21 protein-coding genes are annotated in these 24469 nt (G+C 56.7%); 15 read left to right on the top strand and 6 right to left on the bottom strand.

All coding sequences use genetic code 11. From position 1 onward, the window contains the following. Window positions 1-76: 76 nt before the first annotated feature. Complete coding sequence (locus WFL93_RS08995; RefSeq protein WP_336777925.1) at window positions 77-847, top strand: transporter substrate-binding domain-containing protein; 771 nt, start codon at window positions 77-79, stop codon at window positions 845-847. A gap of 144 nt (window positions 848-991) precedes the next feature. After that, window positions 992-2068, top strand: coding sequence for a DUF2817 domain-containing protein (locus WFL93_RS09000; protein WP_336777926.1), 1077 nt, complete (start codon window positions 992-994; stop codon window positions 2066-2068). Here WFL93_RS09000 and WFL93_RS09005 read toward each other — a convergent pair. Continuing rightward, window positions 2063-2833 carry a 2OG-Fe(II) oxygenase gene (locus WFL93_RS09005; protein ID WP_009128333.1) on the bottom strand — a complete coding sequence of 257 codons (771 nt, stop codon included), beginning with the start codon at window positions 2831-2833 and terminating at the stop codon, window positions 2063-2065. The genes WFL93_RS09000 and WFL93_RS09005 overlap by 6 nt on opposite strands. Before the next feature lie 99 nt (window positions 2834-2932). Between WFL93_RS09005 and WFL93_RS09010 the strand changes: the two genes are divergently transcribed. From WFL93_RS09010 to WFL93_RS09025, 4 genes are all read left to right on the top strand, one after another. Further along, window positions 2933-3832, top strand: a complete 900-nt coding sequence (locus WFL93_RS09010) for a LysR substrate-binding domain-containing protein (RefSeq protein ID WP_180824249.1) — start codon at window positions 2933-2935, stop codon at window positions 3830-3832. 90 nt (window positions 3833-3922) lie between these two features. Then, window positions 3923-5221 carry an SLC13 family permease gene (locus WFL93_RS09015; RefSeq protein ID WP_336777927.1) on the top strand — a complete coding sequence of 433 codons (1299 nt, stop codon included), beginning with the start codon at window positions 3923-3925 and terminating at the stop codon, window positions 5219-5221. A 21-nt stretch (window positions 5222-5242) separates the two neighbouring features. Continuing rightward, on the top strand, window positions 5243-6100 hold the full coding sequence (locus WFL93_RS09020) for an AraC family transcriptional regulator (RefSeq protein WP_336777928.1): 858 nt from the start codon (window positions 5243-5245) through the stop codon (window positions 6098-6100). 34 nt (window positions 6101-6134) lie between these two features. Then, a complete protein-coding gene (locus WFL93_RS09025) occupies window positions 6135-6542 on the top strand; it encodes a DUF2000 family protein (protein WP_180824252.1) in 408 nt (135 codons plus the stop codon). Between the two features lie 89 nt (window positions 6543-6631). Here WFL93_RS09025 and WFL93_RS09030 read toward each other — a convergent pair whose 3' ends face one another. Both WFL93_RS09030 and WFL93_RS09035 read right to left on the bottom strand, forming a co-directional pair. Next, window positions 6632-7996, bottom strand: a complete 1365-nt coding sequence (locus WFL93_RS09030; RefSeq protein ID WP_336777929.1) for an amidase — start codon at window positions 7994-7996, stop codon at window positions 6632-6634. A 4-nt stretch (window positions 7997-8000) separates the two neighbouring features. After that, window positions 8001-8822, bottom strand: a complete 822-nt coding sequence (locus tag WFL93_RS09035) for an MBL fold metallo-hydrolase (protein WP_336777930.1) — start codon at window positions 8820-8822, stop codon at window positions 8001-8003. Window positions 8823-8903: 81 nt separating this feature from the next. Between WFL93_RS09035 and WFL93_RS09040 the strand changes: the two genes are divergently transcribed. Next, the gene (locus tag WFL93_RS09040) at window positions 8904-9842 is read left to right on the top strand and encodes a LysR family transcriptional regulator (RefSeq protein ID WP_336777931.1); all 939 of its coding nucleotides are present in this window, start codon (window positions 8904-8906) and stop codon (window positions 9840-9842) included. 53 nt (window positions 9843-9895) lie between these two features. On the opposite strand, the gene WFL93_RS09045 is transcribed toward WFL93_RS09040, so the two are convergent. After that, window positions 9896-10588: an SDR family NAD(P)-dependent oxidoreductase gene (locus tag WFL93_RS09045; RefSeq protein ID WP_336777932.1), complete on the bottom strand. Its 693-nt coding sequence runs from the start codon at window positions 10586-10588 to the stop codon at window positions 9896-9898. Window positions 10589-10722: 134 nt separating this feature from the next. Here WFL93_RS09045 and WFL93_RS09050 point away from each other — a divergent pair, with 134 nt between their 5' ends. Beyond that, the gene (locus tag WFL93_RS09050; RefSeq protein WP_336777933.1) at window positions 10723-11658 is read left to right on the top strand and encodes a LysR family transcriptional regulator; all 936 of its coding nucleotides are present in this window, start codon (window positions 10723-10725) and stop codon (window positions 11656-11658) included. Here the strand turns inward: WFL93_RS09050 and WFL93_RS09055 are convergent. Further along, the gene (locus tag WFL93_RS09055) at window positions 11616-12650 is read right to left on the bottom strand and encodes a LacI family DNA-binding transcriptional regulator (RefSeq protein WP_009128361.1); all 1035 of its coding nucleotides are present in this window, start codon (window positions 12648-12650) and stop codon (window positions 11616-11618) included. The two genes, WFL93_RS09050 and WFL93_RS09055, sit on opposite strands and share 43 nt — an antisense overlap. 216 nt (window positions 12651-12866) lie before the next feature. Here WFL93_RS09055 and WFL93_RS09060 point away from each other — a divergent pair, with 216 nt between their 5' ends. From WFL93_RS09060 to WFL93_RS09075, 4 genes are all read left to right on the top strand, one after another. Then, window positions 12867-13895: an ABC transporter substrate-binding protein gene (locus WFL93_RS09060; protein WP_049852846.1), complete on the top strand. Its 1029-nt coding sequence runs from the start codon at window positions 12867-12869 to the stop codon at window positions 13893-13895. A 106-nt stretch (window positions 13896-14001) separates the two neighbouring features. After that, entirely contained in the window at window positions 14002-16224 is a 2223-nt protein-coding gene (locus WFL93_RS09065) for an ABC transporter permease (RefSeq protein WP_336777934.1), read from the top strand. Next, complete coding sequence (locus WFL93_RS09070; RefSeq protein WP_009128366.1) at window positions 16221-17282, top strand: ABC transporter ATP-binding protein; 1062 nt, start codon at window positions 16221-16223, stop codon at window positions 17280-17282. The genes WFL93_RS09065 and WFL93_RS09070 overlap by 4 nt, the downstream gene beginning before the upstream one ends. Before the next feature lie 14 nt (window positions 17283-17296). Then, a complete protein-coding gene (locus WFL93_RS09075; RefSeq protein ID WP_049852849.1) occupies window positions 17297-18097 on the top strand; it encodes an inositol monophosphatase family protein in 801 nt (266 codons plus the stop codon). A 389-nt stretch (window positions 18098-18486) separates the two neighbouring features. Here the strand turns inward: WFL93_RS09075 and WFL93_RS09080 are convergent, their stop codons facing one another. Beyond that, window positions 18487-19125 carry a LysE family translocator gene (locus tag WFL93_RS09080; RefSeq protein ID WP_009128369.1) on the bottom strand — a complete coding sequence of 213 codons (639 nt, stop codon included), beginning with the start codon at window positions 19123-19125 and terminating at the stop codon, window positions 18487-18489. Window positions 19126-19453: 328 nt separating this feature from the next. On the opposite strand from WFL93_RS09080, the gene WFL93_RS09085 reads away from it, so the two are divergent. The 3 genes from WFL93_RS09085 (at window position 19454) to WFL93_RS09095 (ending at window position 24468) form a co-directional block, all read left to right on the top strand. Next, the gene (locus WFL93_RS09085) at window positions 19454-20782 is read left to right on the top strand and encodes a ferredoxin reductase family protein (RefSeq protein WP_336777935.1); all 1329 of its coding nucleotides are present in this window, start codon (window positions 19454-19456) and stop codon (window positions 20780-20782) included. Between the two features lie 243 nt (window positions 20783-21025). Next, window positions 21026-22138: a lactonase family protein gene (locus tag WFL93_RS09090; protein WP_336777936.1), complete on the top strand. Its 1113-nt coding sequence runs from the start codon at window positions 21026-21028 to the stop codon at window positions 22136-22138. A gap of 1088 nt (window positions 22139-23226) precedes the next feature. Next, the gene (locus WFL93_RS09095) at window positions 23227-24468 is read left to right on the top strand and encodes an urea ABC transporter substrate-binding protein (RefSeq protein WP_336777937.1); all 1242 of its coding nucleotides are present in this window, start codon (window positions 23227-23229) and stop codon (window positions 24466-24468) included. Window position 24469 lies beyond the last annotated feature (1 nt).

Consider the following 24469-nt stretch of genomic DNA (forward strand, 5'->3'; position numbering starts at 1 on the left):
TTAGTGGTGACATTGTTTCCATCATGTTATTAACTCTGCATGCTGTTGTGAATTTACCTGCCTGCCGGAGATAACAATGAACAAAAAGCTGTCCTTCGCGTTACTGCTTTCCCTGAGCGCTTTCAGCCATGTGACGTTTGCCGAGCAAACCTTGCGCTTCGGTGTTGATCCCACTTTCCCACCGTTTGAATCCAAAGCCAGCGACGGTTCGCTGCAGGGCTTTGATATCGATCTCGGCAACGCGATTTGCGCCCAGGCCAAGGTTAAATGCCAGTGGGTGCAGATTGGCTTTGATGGCAGCATTCCGGCGCTGCAAGCGAGGAAATTTGATGCCATTCTCTCGGCGATGTCGATGACCGAGAAGCGTCGCGAGCAGGTAGCTTTCAGTGACATGCTCTACATCACGCCGAGTGCGCTGCTGACACCGGCAAAAAGTCCGCTGACTGGCGACATCAAAGCGTTACGCGGTAAAAAGATTGGCGTGGCACAGGGCACCATTCAGGAAACCTATGCTAAAGGGAAGTGGGCGACGCAAGGGGTGAACGTGGTCTCATACCCGAACCAGATGGAGATCTATCCGGACCTTGTCGCCGGTCGTCTTGATGCCAGCCTGGCGAATGCGGTCTCGGCTGAGCAGGGTTTCCTCAGCACGCCGGAAGGCAAAGATTACGTCATCAGCGCCACGCTGGTAGATAAAGAGATCCTCGGCAACGGCGTGGGCATTGGACTACGCAAAGGTGATGAGGCCAACCTTAAATTGATCAATAGCGCATTGGCCGAACTGCACAGCAACGGCACCTACGATCAACTGGCGCAGAAGTATTTTAAATTCAAGGTCTACCCGTAATCAGAAGGCGCGGCCATTGGAACGGTGCGCATTAATGCGCACCCTACAATTCCCGTAGGGTCGCTATTTATGGCGACCTCGCCGCAAACCGTACCATGCTGGTCAGATCAATCCCGACCGCGATTAATTAGAGCAAGATCAATCATGCCTGACTTACCTCACTACACTATCCAGCGCGCGCGTTTTCTTGCCGCCGTCAGACGCCATAACGGCGCATTAACCTCTTACCCCCATCCGTTACCCGGCCCGCAAGGTGAAGAGTTGTTTACCGATGTTGCCGTCATCGGTGCTGCTAACGCTGCAAAGCTGATGCTGGTGATCTCCGGCACCCACGGCGTGGAAGGGTATTACGGCTCCGATTGTCAGATTGCCTGGCTGGATCTGTTCAATCTCACCTCGCTGCCCGCTGATACCGCGATTGTGCTGTTGCATCTGCTGAATCCGTGGGGTGCCGCGCACCTGCGGCGCGTTAATGAGGACAACATCGACCTTAACCGTAACTTCATCGATTTCTCGCATCCTGCGCCGGCGAATCCTGATTACGCTGCATGGCACGGCATCTATCACGGCGAGCGCAGTCACGCCGATCAACTGCTTGCGGAGACGCTAAACCATGCCGGTTGGCAGGCCGTCAAACGCGTGGTGGAAGCGGGACAATATGTCGCGGCGGACGGCTTTTTTTACGGCGGTCAGCAAGCCAGTTGGTCATACCGCACCCTGCAAAGCATTATCGCTAACCATTTGTCGCAGGCGAAAACCGTTATTAGTTTCGACTTGCACACCGGCGCGGGCGCGTGGGGACATCCGATGCTGCTGTCGATTGCCGAGCAGCGTTTCGCCGCGCACGACTGGGGCAAAGAAATATACGGCGAATGGCTAACGCTGCTGTTTACCGGCGCAGGTCGCGATAGTGAAACCGGCGTGACCGCCACCGCCACCGGTTATCTGTCGCAATTTTTACTCACCGCGTTACCTGAGGTGCAGATTTTGCCACTGGTGGTGGAGTGCGGAACCTATCCTGGCGAAGAGATGCATCGCCGCGTGCGCGACGATCACTGGCTGCATCTGCAAGGCGATCCCGCCAGCGAGCCAGGGCGGGTGATCAAGCAGGCGTTAGTGGAGGGATTCTGGCCCGCCGATGCCGACTGGCGGGCGCTGGTGGCGTTTCGCACTCAGCAGATCTTTGTGCGCGGCTGGCGTGCGTTGCTGGCGACGTTATAACCGGCCATAAAACGTCATACGTGCGGTTTCCGACAGCGCAATACCCGGCGCGGTGTTATAGGCCAGCACCGCCAACATGCGGGTGATATCGCCTTCGGTAGGCGTGACGCGATGCAGTGAATTTCGTCCGCGGAACAGCACCAGATCCCCGGCGTCAATCGCCAGCGCCTCAACCGGATGGCGCTGATCCAGCACCGCCGCCACACCGTCAAAGTTCATCTCACCGGCATCGGCGTTGCGCAGATCTTTCACATACTGGAACACCGCCCCCGCGCGCGGTTTTTGCAGCAGCAGAGTGATGGCGAACGAGGAGTTATCGAAGTGCCAGCCCAGCTCCTGGCCGTCGGGCGCGTAGTGCAGATTGATCGACGAGAGCGGATCGGCATACGGATAAAGCGCCTCTTCACCGAGCACATCGCACAGGAAGCTTTTGAACAAGGCGTCATTGTAGAGCTGACGCAGCGGCGAATCGCTGCCAATCACGTCATCGGTGATGCAGCCTTTAGTGCTGATGACATCGCGGTTGCGCGGATGCTCGTCACTGAAGCTTTCATCCTTTTTCAGCAAATAGACGTTGTGTTTGCTGGCGGTGTGATAAGCCAGATGGCGCTGCGCATCGCCTTCGGCAATGATGGTTTGCAGCGCTGCGGGCTGTAAGAACTGGCGCAACACGAGCGCGCCGTGCTGGTTAAGTTGCTCGCGGCAGGTGCGGCGCCAGTCGGCGTCGGCCAGCGGATGCAGATCGAAACGAATCAAGGCAGACATAGCAGCAGTTCTCATTGTTTACGGGTGGGTAATCACTGTAACTCGCTGATATGTTAGTGCGTAACGATAAATATTTAACACCCTGCTAAGGAAACCTTAATGCCTGCGCAATCACCGCGTTTGCCAAAAATCAGCGTCATTCATTCGTTTAAAGTGGCGGCGGAGTTAGGCAGCCTGGCGAAAGCGGCGGCGCAGCTGGCGTTAACGCCTGCCGCCGTCAGCCAGCAGATTCGTCAGTTGGAAGAGCAGTTGGGCAGCGTGCTGTTTGTGCGCACCCAAAGCGGCGTGATGCTGACCGATATCGGCAAAGAGTATTTGCGCTACGTCACCGAGGCGTTCGACATTCTGCATCTCGGCCAGCAAAACCTGCGCCATGCGGCAGCGGCGCCAAAGCTGACGCTCTATTCATTGCCGGCTTTAGCATCGAAATGGTTGCTGCCCAACATTGCCCAGTGGCGCCAGCAGTGCCCCGGGATCGATTTATCCCTGCACGGCACGCATACGCAGGTAGATTTCAACGCCACGCCGGCTGATTTTGTCATCTGTTTTGGGGAAGATCGTTACCCACAACTCGATAAGCAGCTGCTGTTCCGCGACGAGGTCGTGCCGGTCGCCAGTCCGGCGCTGCTGCAACGCTTTGCCGGGCAGGACGTTCTGCAGCAGGCGCCGCTGATTCATCTTGATTGGGGCAACGAAGGGCGTTTCTTGCCTGACTGGCGCAGCTGGTTTCAGGCTAAAGGGATTGACGATCCGCCGCCGCAGCCGTCGTTCAGCTTTAATCTCACGTCGCTGGCGATTGATGCCGCCGTGGCAGGCGCGGGCTTGCTGCTCGGTCAGCGCCGATTAATATCTGCCGAACTGGCGCGCGGTGATTTGGTGATGGTCGATCCACTCAGCCTGCCGCTCAGCAAACCCTATTTCCTTGCCTGGCCACAGCGCTCGCTCAGCCAGCCCGGCAGCGATGCGCTGATCAACTGGCTCACGGCGCTTTCAAGTTAAAAAACTGTTAACAAATTCATCTTTCTCTGCATAGGTTTGCAGTAAGCTGTTGCGCTTTGCAGTAATGGCTCGAGGAAAGGGAGTTCAGTCGTGACCTCAGATCTCAATTTTTGGCTCACCGCGCTGGTGGTTGCTGTCACCATTGTGCTGTGGGCCAGCGCGCATTTACCGGAATACGTTACCGCGCTGCTGTTTTTTGCCGCGGCGATGCTGTTAAAATTGGCGCCTGCCAGCAGCGTGTTCAGCGGTTTTGCATCGTCGGCATTTTGGCTAGTACTGAGCGGTTTTGTGCTGGGTGCGGCGATCCGCAAAGTCGGCCTCGCGCAGCGTTGGGCCAACTATTTGGTGGTGCCGTTGAGCCAAAGTTGGCCGCGCATGGTGGCGGGAACGGTACTGCTCACATATTTACTGGCGTTTGTCATGCCCTCGAACATGGGCCGTATCGCGCTGCTGATGCCGGTGGTACTGGCGATGGGCGAACGCGCGGGCATCAAAGCGGGCAGCCGCGGCAGCATCGGTCTGGCGCTGGCCGTCGGATTTGGCACCTTTCAGCTCTCCGCCAGTATTCTGCCCGCCAACGTGCCGAATCTGGTGCTGAGCGGGGCGGCAGAAAGCGCGTATCAGCTACATCTGCAGTGGTTGCCGTGGTGGCTGCTGCACATGCCGGTGGTCGGCATCGGCAAGGGGTTGCTGTTGATTGGCTGCCTGCTGTGGCTGTTTCGTGCCAAACCTCAGGCGGTGCTGCAGCGCGATCGATTAACCGCGTTAAGCCGCAGCGAATGGCGATTAATCGGCCTGCTCACGATTACCTTAATGCTATGGATGACCGACAGCGTACACGGCCTGCCAGCCGCTTGGGTCGGATTAACAGCGGCCTGTATTTGTCTGCTGCCGCGCGTCGGCTTTATCTCCGGCGAGGATTTTGCCAGCGGCGTGAACTTCCGCACCTGTATTTACATCGCCGGGATACTTGGCGTTGCCACGCTGGTAGTGGATTCCGGTTTGGGGCGCATGATTGCCAACGCATTGCTCAGCGTGCTGCCGTTGCAGGATCACCCCTCGTTCGGCAATTTTGGCGTGCTGAATGCGCTGGTGTCGCTGATGAATTTTGTGCTTACCGCCAATGGCGTACCGGCGATGGTGACGCCGATGGCGCAAGAGCTGGCGCATGCATCCGGCTTTCCGCTGCTCACCATCATCATGCTGCAGGTGTTTGCTTACGCCACGCCTTTGCTGCCTTACCAGGCATCGCCGGTGGTGGTGGCGATGGGCTTAGGTAACGTGCCGGCCAAAGCCGGTTTGCAGCTGTGCGCGTTGATCTTCCTGTTCAGCGTGCTGCTGCTGTTACCGCTGGATTACCTGTGGTTTCGGCTGCTAGGCTATGTCTGAACTTTCTCGCTGAGATGCTGTATGCCAGCCAATAACGATTGGGTTGATTTTCGTCGTGACGACGAGACCGGAATTGAGAGCGTGAACGCGCATTTTCGCGGGCACGCTTACGATCCGCACGATCACGATGAACTGCTGGTGGGCGTTACGCAGCAGGGGTTACAACGTTTCAACTGCCACCGCGCGCTGCACACCAGCACGCCGGGCCGGGCGATATTGATTGAGCCGGGCGCAGTGCATGATGGGCACGCGCCGGACGCTGAAGGTTTCACCTATGTCATGCTCTATCTGCCGCAGCGTTGGGTGGCGGAGATGATGCAGCGTCGCGGCTTGGGCGACGTGTCGCAGATTGAAGGCGCTTTCCGCCACACGCTCACCGACGACGCGCTGCTGGCGAGTGCGATTCAGCAAGCGTGGTTTGCGGTGCATCAGGGCGAAGGGCGGCTGGCACGCGATCAAAGCCTCGATCATCTACTTACCCTGCTGTCGCGCCATCTGGACACCAAGCCCAGCGTGCAGCGCAGCGAAGCCATGCGCCAGATGCAGCTGCTGCGCGACTATCTGCACGATTTTATGGCGCAGGATATTGGCCTGGATGATCTCTCGCGCCTCTCCGGCATCGATCGTTTTCGTCTCACACGTCAGTTCAAACAGGCATTTGGCCAATCCCCGCACGCCTATCTGGTACGCCTGCGGTTGCGCAGCGCGCGCGCATTACTGGCGCAGGGTATTGAACCGGTGCAGGTGGCGGCGCAGGTGGGATTTGCCGATCAAAGCCATCTTGGCCGCTGGTTTCAGCGTGCCTATCGCATGACGCCCGCCGCCTATCAACGCCAGTGCACAAACGTTCTATACGCTTCCCTGCCAGCTCTTAGATGATAAGGTTTTTGTTGTCATCGGAGAGTTGTTACAGATGTTTGATACCAAAATCGCCCTGATCGTACGTGATGATCTAGCCACCTGGCAGCGCCTGAACGTGGTGGCATTTCTCGCCACCGGCGTGGCCTCCGCCGCGCCCGAAATGATGGGTGCACCCTATGTTGATGCCAAAGAGCGTCAGTACGGCAATATGGCCGGTCAGCCGATGCTGGTGTTTGCCGGTGATTTAGCGGGATTACAGCGCGCGCATCGCCAGGGGCTAGAGCGTGAATTAACCCTCATTCCGTATGTGGAAGCGATGTTTTCCACCGGGCACGACGCGGCCAACCGCGCAGTGTTTAAGGCGGAGGACGCCGATAATCTGAACCTGGTGGGTATCGCACTACGCGGCCCGAAGAAGGCGGTGGATAAGGCGATTAAGGGACTGGCGTTGCACGGTTAGTGCGGGGTTTCCCTCACCCTAACCCTCTCCCGCAGGCGGGAGAGGGAATCGCAAGTGCGGTTTTAACGTTCATCACTCGCTCCACCTAATTATGCCCTCTCCCACTTGTGGGAGAGGGCTAAGGTGAGGGCGCTTTCTACCCTCTCCGCCGCCCTGAGCAACAAATCTTCCCGCCCCCGTAACGCCAGCAACTCCAGCCCAATCGGCAAACCTTCCTGACTAAATCCGGCTGGAATGCTGATAGCTGGCGCACCGGTCACCGCTGAAACTAACGCATTGCTGCCTTCCTGCATCTCACCGTGCTTAACCGGCGGATGGCGCACCACCGGATAGGCCAATAGATTGATCTGATGCGCAGCGAAGAACTGCGCGAGTTGCTGATAGAGATCGTGCTGGCGCTGTTGCACCACCCGATAATCCTCGCTGTCGGTTCCCGCATGCTGCGCACGCGAAGTAAATACCGTTTCCAGCTGCGGATGGTAGCGCCTGGAGGCCACCACATCGGCAAGCGTTCGGCATCTGGCCTGCGGTTTATCTGCCAGCCAGGCCGCCAGCGCTGCAGCAAATTCATAGCCGATGATATTGGCCTCAGCGGCCAGCGTTGCCAGCTGCGGATAACTCACCTCTCGCGGTGCAAAATCGGCCAGCGCGGCACGCACTGCCTGATTAATCTCATCTTCATCCTGCGCAAAACCTTGCTGCCAGATGCCGATGCGCAGCGGTTCATCGCTTACTGCTAACGGTTGTTCGCCTAAAATCTCCAACGCTAAACGCAAATCCGCCGCCGAACGCGCCATCGGGCCAGGAATATCTTGGGTTGGCGACAGCGGCACAATGCCTTGGGTGCTGATGCCGCCGCGCGTCATGCGCAATCCGAACAGATGATTAAACGCCGCCGGAATGCGCACCGATCCAGCGGTATCGCTACCCATCGCCAGCGGTACATAGCCAGCCGCCACCGCCACGGCGGAACCGCTGCTCGATCCGCCCGGTGAACGCCCCGCAACCCACGCGTTGTGGGTGAAGCCGCTCAGTGACGACGCGCCGGTGATACCCGCCGCCAGCTCATGCATGGCGGTTTTGCCGATCAGAATCGCGCCTGCATCGCGCAGCCGGGTGACCAGCGGCGCATCCTCGCTGGCAATCACTTCACGCAGCAGCACCGAACCGGCGCTGGTTGGCCAGCCTTTGACGTCGATATTGTCTTTAATCAGCACCGGAATACCTTCCAGCCGTCGCACCCGCTCACCGCGCTGGCGACGCGTGTCGCTGGCGTCCGCCGCTGCTAACGCTTCTTCGGCAAACAGCCACGTAATGGCGTTGTAGCGTGGTTGATCTACATCGGCAATGCGCTGCAGCGCAAAGGCAGTTAACTGGCGAGCGCTCACCGTGCGTTGCGCTAGCGCCTGCAGTAAGTCGTTGATTGAAGCGGTGAGATAATCGGCGTATTGCATCAGGTTAAACCTCCAGCGGAATCCATTGCCCGTCGCGCGTGACGCGTCCACACGAGCTGCCAGTAAAGTGGGTGCTGAACCAGATTGCCTGATGTTGTGCGCACCAGTCCATCACGCGTTGACGCGAAGTAACGGCCAGCGCTTTATCTTCACAAAACAGTGAGTTCCAATGCGGATACTGGAACTGAATCGGATTGTGCATCACATCGCCAGCAAAAATGGCGCACTCACCGGCACTCTCCAGCTCAATCGACGCATGATCGCCGCTGTGCCCCGGCGTGGAGAGATAACGCAGCACGCCAGCAAACTGCGGCGATTGCTGCACGTCGATGCTCTCCAGTTGCCCACTCTTGATCAGCGGCAAAATGCTGTCGCGATAAAGTTCCTGAGTTGCCGGATGGTGCTGGCAATGCGCCAGTTCGCGTGCCGAGCAGATATAGCGCGCATTGGGAAACATCGGAGTCCATTGGCCGTCTTTTAGATGCGTATTCCAGCCGACATGATCGGTATGAATATGCGTCATCAGCACCAGCGTCACTTCTGCCGGATCGACACCCGCCTGCGCCAGGTTTTCTGCATACGGCGTATTGAGCTGATGAAACAGCGGCTTGTTATCGCGATGGCGTCCGTTGCCGGTCGCGGTATCGATAATGATGGTCTGTTCAGCGTGGCGCACCACCCAGCTGTGGATCGATATTTCCGCTGGCTGCTGAGCCAGTTCATCACTCATTTCCGCCCGATGCGGCGTAAACAGCACGCCCATTGGCAAGGATGCGGTTTGTTCGCTCACTTTGGTAATCAGGCAATCGCCCACGCGAATCGTCATCAGGTGCTCCTTATGGCTTGGTATCAGCGAAGAAGCCTCACTATACTGACGGCACTAACATTATTTAAATCGATTAAAATCATGCGAAACATCAATGAAAATGATTTCAGCCGCATCGACCTGAATTTGCTGGTGGTATTGCTGGTGATGTTTGAAGTGCGCAGCGTCACGCAGGCGGCACATCGGCTCTATCTGGGACAGCCAGCGGTCAGCGCGGCGTTGAAACGACTGCGTGAAATGTTTGACGATCCGCTGTTTGTGCGCGCTTCAAATGGCATGACGCCGACGCCGCGTGCTGAGCAACTGGTGCAGCAGTTTGCGCCGTTGATGCAGGATCTGCATCGCGTGATCTTCACCCAGCAGCCGTTTAATGCCGCGCAGGATAGCCACAGTTTTCGTATCGGCATGAGCGATTGGCTGGAGCATTGGCTGATGCCGGATCTGCTGGCTGAGCTGGCGCGCGTAGCGCCGAATATTGAGGTGAAAGTGATAGCCGCCGATCCGTGGCAGGCGGTGCCGTTAATGGAGCAGCAGCAGGCCGATGTGGCGATCGCGGTAGGTAATGAAACCAGCCGCGATCTCACGCGAGAGAAGATCCTGCGTGCCGGTTTCAGCACCCTGTGGGATCGCCAGCAAATTTCCTTAAATGCACCGCTGACGCTAGAGCAGTTTGTTCGCTACCAGCATGCGCTGGTGTCGTATCGTGGCGTGAGCGAAAGCGCGCTGGATCGCCAGTTGCAGCAGGGTTTAACGCGACGCGTGCGCTATGTCACACCGAATTTTTCCTCGTTACCGCTGCTGTTAAAACGCCTGCCGCTGTTTGCCACGGTGCCGCAAGGATTGGTGGAGTCCTGGCGTGAGCTGTTTGACCTGAACGCTGCGCCGGTGCCGGTTAGCATGCCGGATTATGAGGTTTCGCTGCTGTGGCACAACGCGCGCAGCGAAGATGCCGCCAATTGCTGGCTGCGGGACACGTTACGTACGTTGATAAAGAGTAAGCAGATTTTGAGGTGGCCATAAATGGCGCCCCTACCGCCATGTTGTAAGGTCGCCATTCATGGCGACCAGCGAACTCACCACGGCACCACGCGCCCTAAATAATCTAAATAATGAATCCCGCGCCGTCCGGCGTAGCTTTCCATGGTGTTCAGCAAATTCGGGATGCTCTCTTCAATAGTTAAACGCGCTTCCGGTCCGCCCATGTCGGTGCGTACCCAACCCGGCGCCATCAGCAACAGCGTACGATCGTCGGCGCTCCGCGCGGCGAAGCTGCGCATCAACATATTCAGCGCCGCTTTACTGCCGCGATACACTTCGTAATTGCCGTTAGTGTTGTTGGTCAAACTGCCCTGGCCGGATGACATTACCGCGATGGTGCCAGTGGCGCTGACGCGATCTTTAAAGGTCTCAATCACGCGCAGTGGACTCAGCGCGTTAGTCACCATGACGCGGATGAACTCCTCGGTTGACACATCAGCGATGGTTTCGCGGTCGTCATTTTTTACCCCGGCGTTGACGAACAGCATATCGAACTGCCGATCCGCCAGCCGCGTGTGCAGCGCTTGCACCTGTTCAGATTGATTGATGTCCACGCTTTCCACCGTCATCAGCTGCGGGAAGCGCTGCGCCAGGTGTTGCAGGTTTGCAGTTGAGTTTTCACGTCCGGTGGCGACCACCTGATACCCGCGCTGGAGCAGGGTTTCCGCCAGCGCCAAACCCAGTCCGCGTGAAGCGCCAATCAGTAATACGCGTGTTGCTTCGCTCATCGAGCTCTCCTTTGTGTAGATGCGATGCAAAGAGTGTAGCGTCGGGTGAGGGCAGGCGGAATACGCAGCATCTGCATTGATAACCTGCAGCAAACGCCTTGTCACCTGGCCATGAATCAGCGAGGATAGCGCGCATGAATAATGCCGATTTAAACCTGTTAATTGCCCTGGATGCGCTGTTGATTGAAGGCAGCGTGATTGGCGCAGCGCGTCGTCTGGGCCTGAGCGAATCGGCGATGAGCCGCACGCTTGGGCGCTTACGCGCCACTACTGGCGATGCGCTATTAGTGCGTGCCGGGCGTCAGATGGTGCTGACGCCTTATGCCGAAGCCATTCGTGAGCGCACCCATCACACGGTAGGTGAAGCGCGGGCAGTGTTAAGCCCGACGGCGCAGTCGCTGGATTTGCGCCAGTTACATCGTTGTTTCACCCTGCGCACCAATGAAGGGTTTGTCGAAGCCTTCGGCGGCGCGCTAATCGCCGCCGTGGCCGAACAAGCGCCGCAGGCGTGGCTCAGTTTTGTGCCAAAGCCGGAAAAAAGCGCGCGCGACTTGCGTGAAGGCAATATCGATCTGGAGATTGGTGTGCTGGGCAATATGGGTCCGGAGATTCGCTTGCAGGCGCTGTTTCGCGATGGCTTTGTTGGCGTGGTGCGTGCCGGACATGCGCTCACGCAACAGCTGGATATCGCGCAGTTTGCGGCCTTTGGACATATTGTGGCGTCACGCCGGGGTGAGCTGGGCGGGCCGATTCATGATGCGCTGCTGCAGGCCGGCTTAACGCGCAAGGTGGCGACGGTGGTGCCCGCATTTTCAACGGCGGTGGCGCTGGCGCAGGAATCGGATCTTGTCGCGCTGGTGCCGCGTTCACTGTTTCTTCATCATCCATTGATCAAAAACAGCAACAGGTTAGCGATGTTTGAACTGCCGTTCCCGACGCCTGAAATGACGGTGTCACAACTGTGGCATCCCAGGCTGGAAAATGACGCCGCACATCGTTGGCTGCGCGGCGTAGTAAAATGTGTTTGTCAGCCGCCGCGTACCGAACCGCGCCACACCACATCGGCCTGATACAGCAGGCTGTCGTGCTGCTGTTCACCTTGTGGCGTGAAGCCGGTGTCGTCCTGCTCGGTTTGTATCAACCATTTCACCGCGTCCTGGGCGAACTGCTCTACCGGCTGGGCAAAGGTGGTGAGATTATAAGATGACCAGCCAGCCTGGGCGATGTTGTCATAGCCGATCAAACAGAGGTCTTGCGGCACGCGCAGCGCAAAGCGGTGCCGCGCTTCATCCATAAATCCGCAGGCCACCAAATCCGTCACGCAGAACACGCCATCTGGACGTTGATGACGCGTCAGTAAGCGGTGCGCCAGAATTTGCCCGCTCTCGTAGGAGGTGGTGCCAAAGCGCTCCACCGTCACGCTTAAACCAGCGCGTTCCGCCGCCGTGACAAAGGTGGCTTCACGTTTTTTCAGGCTCGGCGTGCCCGCCAGCGAGTTGGCGAACGCCAGGTGCTGACAACCAGCGCGCTGAAACGCCATCACCGCGGTTTGTGCGGCACTCTCCGCATCAAGATTGATGCTGAGCGAGCCGGGTAACGCTTCGTCACGGTTGATAAGAATGATGCGCTGGCCATGTTTGTAGCACTGGCGCGTGATGGTGCGATCCGGCATGCCAGAGAGGATGATCGAAGCATCGGCGCGGAAATTAATCGCCTGCTGCAGCGCCGCTGAAACGCTGTTATCCGAGCGGTCGGTGTTGATCAGCATCGCCACTTTGCCCGCTTCTTGTAAAAATTGCGTCAGCCAGCGCACCAGACTGGCGCGATACGGCGTGGCGATTTCCGAGACGATTAGGCAGACAATACTGCTGCGGTTACGCACCAGCCCGCGCGCCAGATGATTGACGTGATAGCCCAACTCTTCCGCCGCCTTCATCACGCGTTCACGCGTCGCCGGCGACACGCTGGCACCTGGCGTAAACGCGCGCGATACCGCTGAGCGCGAAACGCCGGCACGATCGGCCACATCCTGCGCGCTCACCACCGCTTTCTCATACTGCATGCTCCACACCTCTTCACATTCTGGCTGAACAGAGTCTGCCTGAGATTGCAAAGCTGTGCAAACAGCTTGAGATCTCATTTGTTGCATTTTTGTGACATCGCCTGACATTTGCGCACTGTGGTGTTTGACAGGACAATTCTTGTTCATTACTACTTTGCACACACGTGCAAGAAAAGGTGCCAATGAAGCACCAACCCTACAATCCAGGAGAACACTATGCGAGTCACCTCAATGGCCATCGCGCTATCCCTCTGCTGCAGTGCACTGCCGTTTGCCGCCTCGGCAGCGGGCAACTTGAATATGGTCTGTTCCGCCGACGTGGTGGTGTGCGAACACATGACCAACATCTTCAGCAAGGCGCATCCGGATATTAAAGTCAGCATGGTGCGACTCTCAGCAGGCGAAGCCTATGCACGTCTACGCAGTGAAGCGCGCAATCCACGCACCGATATCTGGTGGGCCGGTACCGGCGATCCGCATATGCAGGCGGCGGAAGAGGGGCTGACGCAGGTGTACAAATCGCCGTTGCTCGATCAGCAGCAGGATTGGGCGCAGAAGCAGGCGGAAAACTCCGGCTATCGCACGGTAGGCATCTACGCCGGTGCGCTCGGTTGGGGTTACAACACCAAGCTGCTGGCATCGAAAAAGCTGAAAGAACCGAAATGCTGGGCCGATCTGCTGGATCCCAGCTTCAAAGGTGAAATCCAGATCGCTAACCCGAACTCCTCCGGCACGGCCTACAACACGCTGGCCACGCTGGTGCAGATCATGGGCGAAGATAAAGCCTTCGATTACCTGAAGAAGCTCAATGCCAACATTTCGCAGTACACCAAATCCGGTTCCGCCCCGGTGAAATCCGCCGCGCGTGGCGAAACCACCGTCGGCATCGTGTTTATGCATGATGCGGTGGCGATGGAGGTGGATGGTTTCCCGATCAAGACCGTCGCGCCGTGCGAAGGCACCGGCTATGAAATTGGCTCGATGTCGATTGTGAAAGGGGCACGCAACCTGGCGAATGCCAAAGTTTGGTACGACTGGGCGCTGAGTGCCGAAGCGCAATCGCACATGAAAGAGGCCAAATCCTTCCAGCTGCCGTCGAACCGCAACGCGGAGATTTCGGAGTACGCGCCGCGTTTCGAGAACATCAAACTGATCGATTACGACTTCAAAACCTACGGCGATTCGGCAAAACGCAAAGCGCTGCTGGGACGTTGGGATAAAGAGATCGGCGCTAGCGCGCAGTGATGATTTGCAGACATCGTAGCGGCGCAATTCATTGCGCGCCGTTAAAACCGCGCGATAAATCGCGCCGCTACGGATACGTGCACGCAATGACACTTTGGGGGAATGCATGAATGCACATAATCGCCGTCTGACAGGCGCGCTGGCTATCGGCGCAGTGGCATTGCTGCTGCTGCCGTGGTTTAGCCTGGAAGCCGGTTTCTTCAGCAGCGGCTGGCTAACCAGCCTGTGGAGCGACAGCGCCAGCGCGCCTGCACTTTGGCAACTGGGTGAACATCCGTGGCTGATGGTCGCCATCGCGCTGTGGGTGTTATGCGGCACCTGTGGTGTCTTGCCCAGCGCCGTGCGCAGCCGTTTGCTGCTGCTGTTTAGCGCGCTCGGCGTGCTGTTCCTGATCGTTGAAGGCCACGCCATCGGTTACAGCGGCTGGAGCTGGCTGTGGCTGGAAAACCGCTTCGGCGCGCTGGCGTCCGGTCAACCGGCTATGGGGGCAGGCGCACTGTTGTTGCTGACTACCTTCCTGCTGCTGTTCTCCTTCGCGCTGGCCGAACGCGGCGTGATGAAAGGCGATGCGTTTGTGGTGGCATCGCTGGTGCTACTCACCGCGCTGGTGAGCATCTTTGTGCTCTATCCGGTGCTGAGCATGTTCGTGGTGTCCGTACAGGATGTGGACGGCAGCTTTAAGCCGGATGGCTTGATCAGCAACCTTCAGGATCCCTCCATCTGGAGTCTCTCCTGTTTGTCGGGCGGCACCTGTGGCACCGCGTGGCGCACGCTGTGGCTGGCGCTGATGACCGCCGCCGGTTCCACGCTGCTCGGCCTGGCCTTTGCGCTGGCGGCAACCCGCACGCCGCTGCCGTGCAAAAAGGCGCTGCGCATGCTGACCATTTTGCCCATCATCACGCCGCCGTTTGTGATTGGTCTGGCGCTGATTCTGCTGTTTGGTCGTTCCGGTGTGGTCACTGAACATCTGGCGGCGCTGTTTGGCATCGAACCAGGTCGCTGGCTGTATGGCTTAACCGGTATCTGGATCGCGCAGGTGCTGTCGTTTACGCCCATTGCGTTTCTGGTGCTGATTGGCGTGGTGGAAGGCGTCAGTCCCTCACTGGAAGAGGCTTCACAAACGCTGCGTGCCAATCGCTGGCGCACCTTTACTCGCGTCTCATTGCCGTTGATGGCGCCGGGTTTAGCCAACGCGTTTTTAATTAGCTTTATTGAAAGCATGGCTGACTTCGGTAACCCGATGGTGCTGGGCGGCAGTCACGGCGTGCTCTCCACCGAAATCTTCTTCTCGGTGGTGGGCGCGCAAAACGATCCCAGCCGCGCTGCGGTGCTGGCGATGATTCTGCTGTGCTTCACGCTCACCGCTTTTGTGCTGCAACGCTGGTGGCTGGGCGGCAAAAACTTCGCCACCGTCACCGGTAAAGGCGACGGCGGTAAACACGTGCAGCTGCCGCGCGTGCTGCGTTACGGCGTCTACGGCATGGTGATTCCGTGGGGCCTGTTCACGCTGGTGATCTACGGCATGATTGTGGTGGGCGGCTTTGTGCAGTCGTGGGGCTTAAATGATGCGCTTACTATCGAGCACTACGTGCGTGCCTTTGGCGTCAGCTTCAGCAATGGACATCTGCTGTGGAGCGGCGTGGCGTGGAACTCCTTCTGGACCACGCTGGAGATTGCGTTGATTGCTGCGCCGCTAACGGCAATCGTCGGCCTGCTTACCGCCTGGCTGATCGTGCGGCAGAAGTTTGCCGGTCGTCAGACCTTCGAATTCCTGCTGATGCTCAGCTTCGCCATTCCCGGCACGGTCATCGGCGTGAGCTACGTGATGGCGTATAACCTGCCGCCGCTAGAGATCACCGGCACGGCGATGATCCTCGTAGCCTGCTTTGTGTTCCGCAATATGCCGGTTGGCGTACGCGGCGGCATCGCGGCGATGAGCCAGCTGGATAAAAGCCTCGATGAAGCGTCATTAACGCTGGGCGCCAATAGCTTCCGCACGCTGCGCAAAGTGGTGCTGCCACTGTTGAAACCGGCAATCAGCGCCGCGCTGGTGTACGCCTTTGTGCGTGCCATTACCTCAATCAGTGCGGTGATCTTCCTCGTCAGTGCGCAGTACAACATGGCCACGTCTTATATCGTTGGGCTGGTAGAAAACGGCGAATACGGCGTAGCGATTGCCTACTCCACGGTGCTGATTGTGGTGATGCTGCTGATTATCGGCATGTTCCAGTGGCTGGTGGGGGAACGGCGTCTACGCCGCGTAGCCCGTCCGGTCGATCTCGTTGTGCCGCCTGCTTCAACTTCATTAACTCAGGAGAGTGCCGTATGACACGCGTAACCGCCGGTTCTGTGGTGTTTGAACATGTCTCGAAACGCTTCGCCGGTTTTGATGCCATTCCCGATCTCTCATTGACTGTTGAGCCCGGCACGCTGGTCACGCTGCTGGGTCCATCCGGCTGCGGTAAAACCACCACGCTGCGTTTGCTGGCCGGGTTGGAGCATCCCACCGCCGGGCGCATTTTGATTGGTGGCAAAGATGTCACCAACTTGCCGGCCAACGAGCGCGACGTGGCGATGGTGTTTCAGTCTTACGCGCTGTTCCCGCATATGAGCGCGCTCGACAACATCATGTATGGCTTGCAATCGTCCGGCATGAATAAACGAGAAGCGCAGGACCGTGCGCGCGAAGGGTTGAAGCTGGTGGGGTTGGAACATCAGGGCCAGCGGCTGCCGTCGGAGCTCTCCGGTGGGCAGCAGCAGCGTATTGCGGTGGCGCGCGCGCTGGTGCTGGAGCCGCAGGTGCTGCTGCTGGATGAACCGCTCTCTAATCTTGATGAACGTTTACGGCGGCGCGTGCGCACCGATATCCGCGATCTACAGCAGCGACTCGGTTTCACCGCTGTGTATGTCACGCACGATCAGGAAGAGGCGTTGGCGGTGTCCGATAAGATTATTGTCATGAAAGAGGGGGATATTGCCCAGCAGGGCGCGCCGGAAAGCTTGTATCACGCGCCAAACTCGGTGTTTATCGCCGATTTTATGGGCGAAGCGAATATTCTGCCGTGCGAAGTGGAGCAACTGGAAGGCAGCGAAGCGCTGGTGCGCTTAGGCAGCCAGCGTTATCGCGTGCGCGGTAATGGCCTGAAAACCGGTGCAGCACAGCTGTCGGTGCGGCCACAGTTCATTACGCTGCGCGGTGAGGGCGCGGGAGCACTACGCGGGGAAGTGACGCACAGCACGTGGCTCGGCGACCATATCGAATATGAGGTGGCTACCGAATTGGGTTCGCTGTTCATTGTCGATGCGGAGATGGAGCAGCAGCTGCCGCTGGCATCGAACGTCGCCATCGATTTTAAACCTCAGGGTTTGGCCCTGATTGCCCGTTAATGTAAGGATGGATGATGAGTGAATTAGACAACGATCCGCTGTTATCACGCCTGATTCTGGCGGAAAAAGTCGCGCGCGCCGGCGGTGCCAAAGCGCTCGAGTATTTCCATCAGCGCGAGACCTTAGTGGTGGAAACCAAATACGATTTGCAGGATGTGGTGTCGCGCGCTGACCGTGAAGTGGAACAGATGATCGATCAGCAAATTCGCGCGCAGTTTGCGGATGACGGTTTCCTCGGCGAAGAGTACGGGCTGCAGCAGGGTTCATCAGGTTATACGTGGGTGGTCGATCCCATCGATGGCACCAGTCCGTTCCTGAACGGCATGCCAAACTGGTGCGTGTCAGTGGCGGTGTTACATGACGGCGTGCCGGTAATTGGCGTGATTTTCGCGCCTTATTATCAAGAGTGCTACGTGGCAGCGATCGGTCAGGGCGCGACGCTCAACGGCAAGCGCTTGCAGGTGGACGCGACGCGCACGCTGCAAAACCACGTCACCGGATTTGGTGCCAACAGCCACGTCAGCCCGGATGAAGTGGGCAAAATTCTCGCCTCGCTGCTGGCGGCGGGCGGCAACTTTATCCGCATCGGCTCGGGCGCATTGATGCTGGCATGGGTCGCCGCCGGCCGCGTGGTCGGTTATTACGAGCCTTACATGCATGCGTGGGATTGTCTGGCGGGTTATTGCCTGGTGAAAGAGGCGGGCGGCTGGTATCACCCGTTCAACACCGAAGGCGAACGTCTGCTGAAAGGCGCGCAGGTACTGGCCGTGGCACCGGGTGCAGAAGCCGATTTGAAGCGCATTGCCGGTTTGTAATCTTGGTTGTGGTCGCCATCAATGGCGACCCTACAGGCGTTTTAGCGATGATGAATCAGTAAGACGCATTGATGCTGAAGCGCGGGTGTTGAGGCGACATCCCAGCCCGCTGAGCGAGTGAGTGATTCCAGGGCGAGCCGCAGGGATGCGGCGAGAGGCGGCGCTGAGCAGGAGCGAATCGCCGCCGGTCCGTCAGGAATCGTGAAGGAGCGAAGGCACCGCGTAGCGGCGGGATGGGCTGGCGCAGGGCCGGGGAGTGAAGAGGGCGTGGCCTAGACGCCCTCTTCTCGGTCGCCGCACGGCGTAGATGAAACTGCCTCAGCCGATGGCGAACGAAAGTCGCTCAGCGCTTAACTGATCGGCATTACGCCATTTATGGCGACCTCCCATCAAACCAGAATAAATTCCCGATAACCCGACCAAATCACATAGATCGCAAAATAGACAAAGATCAACGCCGAGGCGAGATAGGAGTACTTCAGCAAGCGCTGCCCGAGCAACTTACCGCCCATGCTGCCCACCAGGCAGAGTACGCAGGTCCACACCACGCCCGCAATAAAGAAGCCGCCGAGGAAGGATGAGGTGGCGGCGGCGCTGCCGTGTCCCATACGCGAAATCAAGGCACCGCCCACGCTGGCGAACCACAGAATTGCAGTAGGTGACGACATCGCCAGCATCACGCCACGGCTAAACTCGCGCAGTAGCGATCGGTACGGCTGCTGTTCCGCTTCCGGCAATTCTGTCTGTTTACGCAGTGCGGCATACAGCATCTTGCCGGCAAACCACAGCAACAGCACGCCGCCACCAATCCATAGCACCCAACGTACGGCAGTAAATTGCAACACCACGGCCATTCCCGCTAGCGCCAGCAGCGCATAGACCAGGTCGCCAATGCAGGTGCCAATCCCCAGCCAGAAACCGTGAAAATAGCCGCGCTGCATCGCCAGCGTAATCATGGCGATATTGGCGAGACCAATATCCAGGCACAACGATAAACTCAGCAGAAAACCATTTGAAAACTGCAACATAGCAATGTCAGCATCCCTGGCATGTAAATGGAGTGTTATTAAATCACAACGTGATGTCACAAGTCGCACTATTCGTCGCGGGCAATTTATCGCGCTGCATGCAGGCATTAATGCTGCACTCACACAATTCATTCTTATTATGCTAATTCAGCCGTAAGTGACTCCACGTTCTTATCACAATGTTTAATCTCCTTTTAGCTTGCTTATAAATCTTGATATTGAGCGTGATAATTTATCCGGCAACTTTATGAGGGATGAATATGATTGCTATCAGAATGGAATTGTTATACCCGATTGGAATAAATGTTAATAACGAGGTGCTTAATCAATGAAGAAAATTAAACACCTCTATCTCTCTATTTTTATCGTCGCGCTCCTGACTTATCTGCTCTCAGCAGAATATGCCAATATTAACGCCAATGCGTTATTGTGGAGTTTACGGCAGAATACGGTGTTTCTGGCAGGTGTATTAGCTTGGTTTGGCATGTCGTTTACCATTATTCTGAGTATTCGCCATCCGTTACTTTCTCGCTGGTGCGGCGGTCTGGATAAAGCGTATAAGCTGCATAAGTGGTGTGCTATTTCATCGGTAGTGTTTGCGCTTATTCACTGGCTGGCAGAGAAAGTGCCGCATTGGTTAGTTGATGCCGGGGTGGTTACTCATCCCGGTGAATTGGGCCATATAGTCATGACGTCATGGCAGGAGAGTTTATTAGAGTTTGGACTGATACTGGCAGAGTATGGTTTGTATATTTTAATCGCGCTTTCACTGGTTTCCGTTACTAAAAAGATTCCATATCATATTTTCTATTATCTGCACAAAGCTTTCCCGGTGGTGTATATTGCCTGTGCGTATCATGTAATGACCTCACTCTTTAAAACCGAGTGGTGGCAAACACCGGCGGCTTACCTGCTGGCGCTGGTAACGTTGGTTGCGGTTGGCTGTGCGTTAATCTCGCTGTTTCAACGCACCGGGCGCCGTCATTCCGCTCAGGGCGAGATTCTACAAGTCGTTGCGGCACCGCAAGATATTGTAGAAGTTAAACTGCGCAACCCTGCCAATATCGCCATGTTACCCGGGCAATTTGCTTTCGTTCAGTTTGAACACTCAACCGAGCGTCATCCCTTTACGCTGTCTGATATTAATCCGCAACAGCAATCGCTGACCTTATCGATAAAAAAACTCGGCGATTATACCCGGCAGTTGGCTCACCATCTGCAGCCCGGCCAGCGCGTAAACATGGAGGGGCCTTATGGTGATTTCACCTTCAAGGCGACAGGTCATCAGCAATTGTGGGTTGCCGGCGGAATTGGTATTACGCCATTTATGGCGAAACTTAAAGACGCCGCCAGAAGAGGCGAAAAACTTTCTGGCGTAGAATTGTGGTATTTCACCCGACTCGAGAGTGGAATTAGTTATCCCGACTATTTACCAGCGCTGTGTCAGCAAACAGATGTGGTGCTGCACTATTTTACCGCCAACGCTATACAAACTCTGGAACAACGCGTGAGCGCAATCAAAGATAATCTGCACTCGGCAGCCTTGGATATTTGGTTCTGTGGTCCTGAAGGTCTGAAAAAATCGCTCATTCAGGCTGTAAATCAACACGAAATTAACCTTAAGGATTTCCATGCAGATTGCTTCACCTGGCGCTAATAAACTTATCGCAGAATGACGTGGCGGGTTTAATTAGCGTGTTTACTTCAATAATGTGAAGGCGGTCACCTTCAGTGGCCGTGCTGTCATCTGACGCACGCTATATTCGCTTAACAGTCGGTAAATCTATTATTTAGGCGGAGTGTTAAGTTGAATAAATCAAATAATTTTAACAGGCAGGGTTTAGCATCCAACCTATCCATGGCATTATCTGCGGTTGTTTTCATCTTAGCGGGAAGTGCAATGGCAACTGCAGCGGAACACCACAACCAAACGGCGTTAGTCGGCACATGGACCAGCATTCCGGATGCGCCGTTAGTGCAAAATCCGGGACATCCTAGCGAAGGCTTGTACCGATTGAAGGTCAATAGCGACGGCACCTTAACGCCACTTGATTTCATCAAAATGAAAAGCCCCTCGTGGATCGTGAAATCCCACGACGGCCGCTTTGCTTATACCACCAATGAAGAAAATGCCGGCGCCGTTACCGCGCTCGCCATCGATAACAGCGGCAAGGTGCGGGTGATCAATGCGGTGGATAGCCACGGCCAACAACCCACTCATGCGACCATCAGCCCGGATGGCAAATTCCTGTTTGTTGCCAACTACTCGGTGGCAAAAGGTGGTGCCAGCGTTGCGGTATTCCCGATTCATCATGATGGTTCACTCGGCGAACAGGTGCAGAACTTCCCATTTGCCGATGGAAGCGGCGCGGTGAAAGATCGTCAGGATGGCGGTCACGCGCACTCTACGACCTTCACCCCCGACGGCAAATATCTTTACGCGGCCGATCTCGGCGGCGATAAACTCCACGCTTACGCCTATCACGCGGGGAAAACCCAGCCGCTGCAGGCGGATACCGCGCGTGACGTCACTTTCCCGGCCGGATCGGGCCCGCGTCATATGGTGTTTTCACCCGATGGCAAACACGCTTATGTCACCACCGAAATGGCCGCTGAAGTCGTGGTGTTTGCCGTGCAGGACGATCGTTTGGAGCGACAAGCGGCGGTCAAACTGAATACAGAAAACAGCAGCGCCGAGTACAGAAGCGGTGGCGGCATCATCCTTAGCCCGAACGGCAAGTATCTGATTGCCGCTAACCGAGGTTCCGACAACAGTTTAGTGGTGTTCAGGATTGAGCAGGATGGCTCATTGGGTTCACCGGTGCGCTATAAGGCGGACGGTATCGAGCCACGCGCCTTCGCCTTTGATGCTAGCGGCAAATATTTGTACGTGGCAAACGTGTTCACTAACAACATCACCCTGTTCCATTTTGATGCGGAAAGCGGTGCGTTAAAAGCCGCGGGCGAGGTGGCGAAGATCGCGACGCCGACGGATATCAAGTTCTTTAATTAAGGGGGGGGGGGATTGCGGTCGCCATTTATGGCGTTATGCAAGTCAGTTAAGCAGCGCACTGGCATCGCAGTGGTTCCGCCCGCTAAGCATCCGGCAGTTTCAGAATGTGTGAAGCAGGCGGCCGGGCTAAGGTCCGAAGGCGCGGACCTTAGCAATCCGCGCCTGCGCCGTCCTCGCTGTTCCCTCGCTTATCACTCCGGCCTGACGGACCGCGCGGATTCGCCATCCCTGGCTCATGCCGCGCTTTCGCCGACGTCGTGTCGGCTCATCCTGGCCGTCACTCTGCGCTCGGCGCTGCGGATAGCGCCCAACACCATCGCCTGTCATTACCGTATCTGATTTGAAATTTTGCTGACTGAAGACTTTGGGTTACCTGGTCGCCATGAATGGCGACCCTACAGGCGATACAGCGGTGATGATTCAGGACCAGGCATTGATGCTGCAGCGCGGGTGTGGAGGCGACATCCCAGCCCGCTGAGCGAGTGAGGGATTCCAGGGCGAGCCGCAGGGATGCGGCGAGAGGCGGCGCTGAGCAGGAGCGAATCGCCGCCGGTCCGTCAGGAATCGTGAGGGAGTGAAGGCACCGCGTAGCGGCGGGATGGGCTGGCGCAGGGCCGGGGAGTGAAGAGGGCGTGGCCCAGACGCCCTCTTCTCGGTCGCCGCACGGCGTAGATGAAACTGCCTCAGCCGATGGCGAACGAAAGTCGCTCAGCGCTGAACTGATCGGCATTACGCCATTTATGGCGACCGTTAATAACGTCTTGGTTAGTCGTGCCATCCATTATATTTAAACGGACAGTCTGCATTAAATTTATATTTAATCTTTCGCACCTTATTGGTGCCCATTGCCATTTAACAGTGCGCACATTGCCGTAGCGGCGCAATTTATTGCGCATTTAATCACGCTATTACGACAATGTGCGGGGGTTATGTTATTTGGCCCACTTCTTGCTTTATAAAAAATAACGCCCCAACGCTGTGGCAACCCTCTGGTTAATGTAGACAACGCCGTCTGCCGATCTCTCTTATTCTCTCCGGCCTCCCGGAAACCTCCCAATTATTTTTCTTTACTTCCTTAAGGGGATGTTATGGCTATTAGTCGTCGTTCATTTATCCAGGGTTCAGCGGTATCGGCATTGGGATTAGCTGCGGGCGTAGCGCCTAAATTTACTTTCGCCGCCGATAGCAAGGACGCCATTAAAATCGCCAGTATTCTCGACCTCTCCGGCGGCCTCGATATCTACGGTAAGCCGATGTCGAATGCGGTTAATCTGGCCGCGGAAGAGATCAATGCCGCAGGTGGATTATTAGGGCGTCCACTGCAGGTAATTAATTACGATGCGCAGTCCAACATGCAGCTTTATGCGCAATATGCGCAGCAGGCGGCGCTAAAAGACAAAGTGGCGGTGGTGCACGGTGGAATAACCTCAGCCTCACGCGAAGTAATTCGTCCGGTATTGGATCGTTTTCGCTCGCTCTATTTTTATCCGGCGCAGTATGAAGGTGGAGTGTGTGACCGCAACTATTTCTCCTCAGGTTCTACTCCGGCACAAACCGTGGAAAAGCTGGTGCCTTATGCGGTGAAAAAGTGGGGTAAAAAAGTTTACGTGCTGGCGGCGGATTATAACTACGGTCAAATCGTCTCTGCCTGGGTGAAAAAATCGGTGCGTGATAACGGTGGCGAAGTAATGACCGTGGAATTCTTCCCGCTGGATGTCACCGATTTTGGTGCCGCAATTTCTAAAATCCAGAGCGCAAAACCCGACATGGTGTGGTCGGCGCTGGTGGGCGGCGCGCACATCTCGTTCTACCGCCAGTGGCATGCCGCCGGTATGAGCGGCAAGATCCCGATTGCCTCGACGGTGTTTGGCGGCGGCAACGAACACATCATTCTATCGCCGGAAGAGAGCAACGGCATTCTGGTGGCGGCCAACTATATGCAGGAAATTCCCTCGCCAGAGAACCAGGCCTTCGTCGAAAAATTCCATGCACGCTACGGTGCCAATACGCCGTATATCAGCGATTTAGCCATGGGCGCCTATCAGGGCATGCTGATTTGGGCTGAGGGGGTGCGCAAAGCGGGCGATATTGACCGCATGAAGGTGATTGAGGCGCTGGAATCCGGCATCACGCTAACGTCGCCCAGCGGCAAGCTCAGCGTCGATCCGGCTACCCATCACTGTTCGCTGGATGTGCACATCGCCGAAGTGGAAAACCATCAGATGAAAATTCTGGAAACCTTCCCCAATCAAGCACCGGTGGATACCGCGATGGTGTGCGATCTGAAGAAAAATCCGCGCGATACCAAACAGTATCAAATTGAGCTGTAAC

Source organism: Pantoea sp. USHLN256, from assembly GCF_037149875.1.
Lineage (GTDB): Bacteria > Pseudomonadota > Gammaproteobacteria > Enterobacterales > Enterobacteriaceae > Pantoea > Pantoea nemavictus.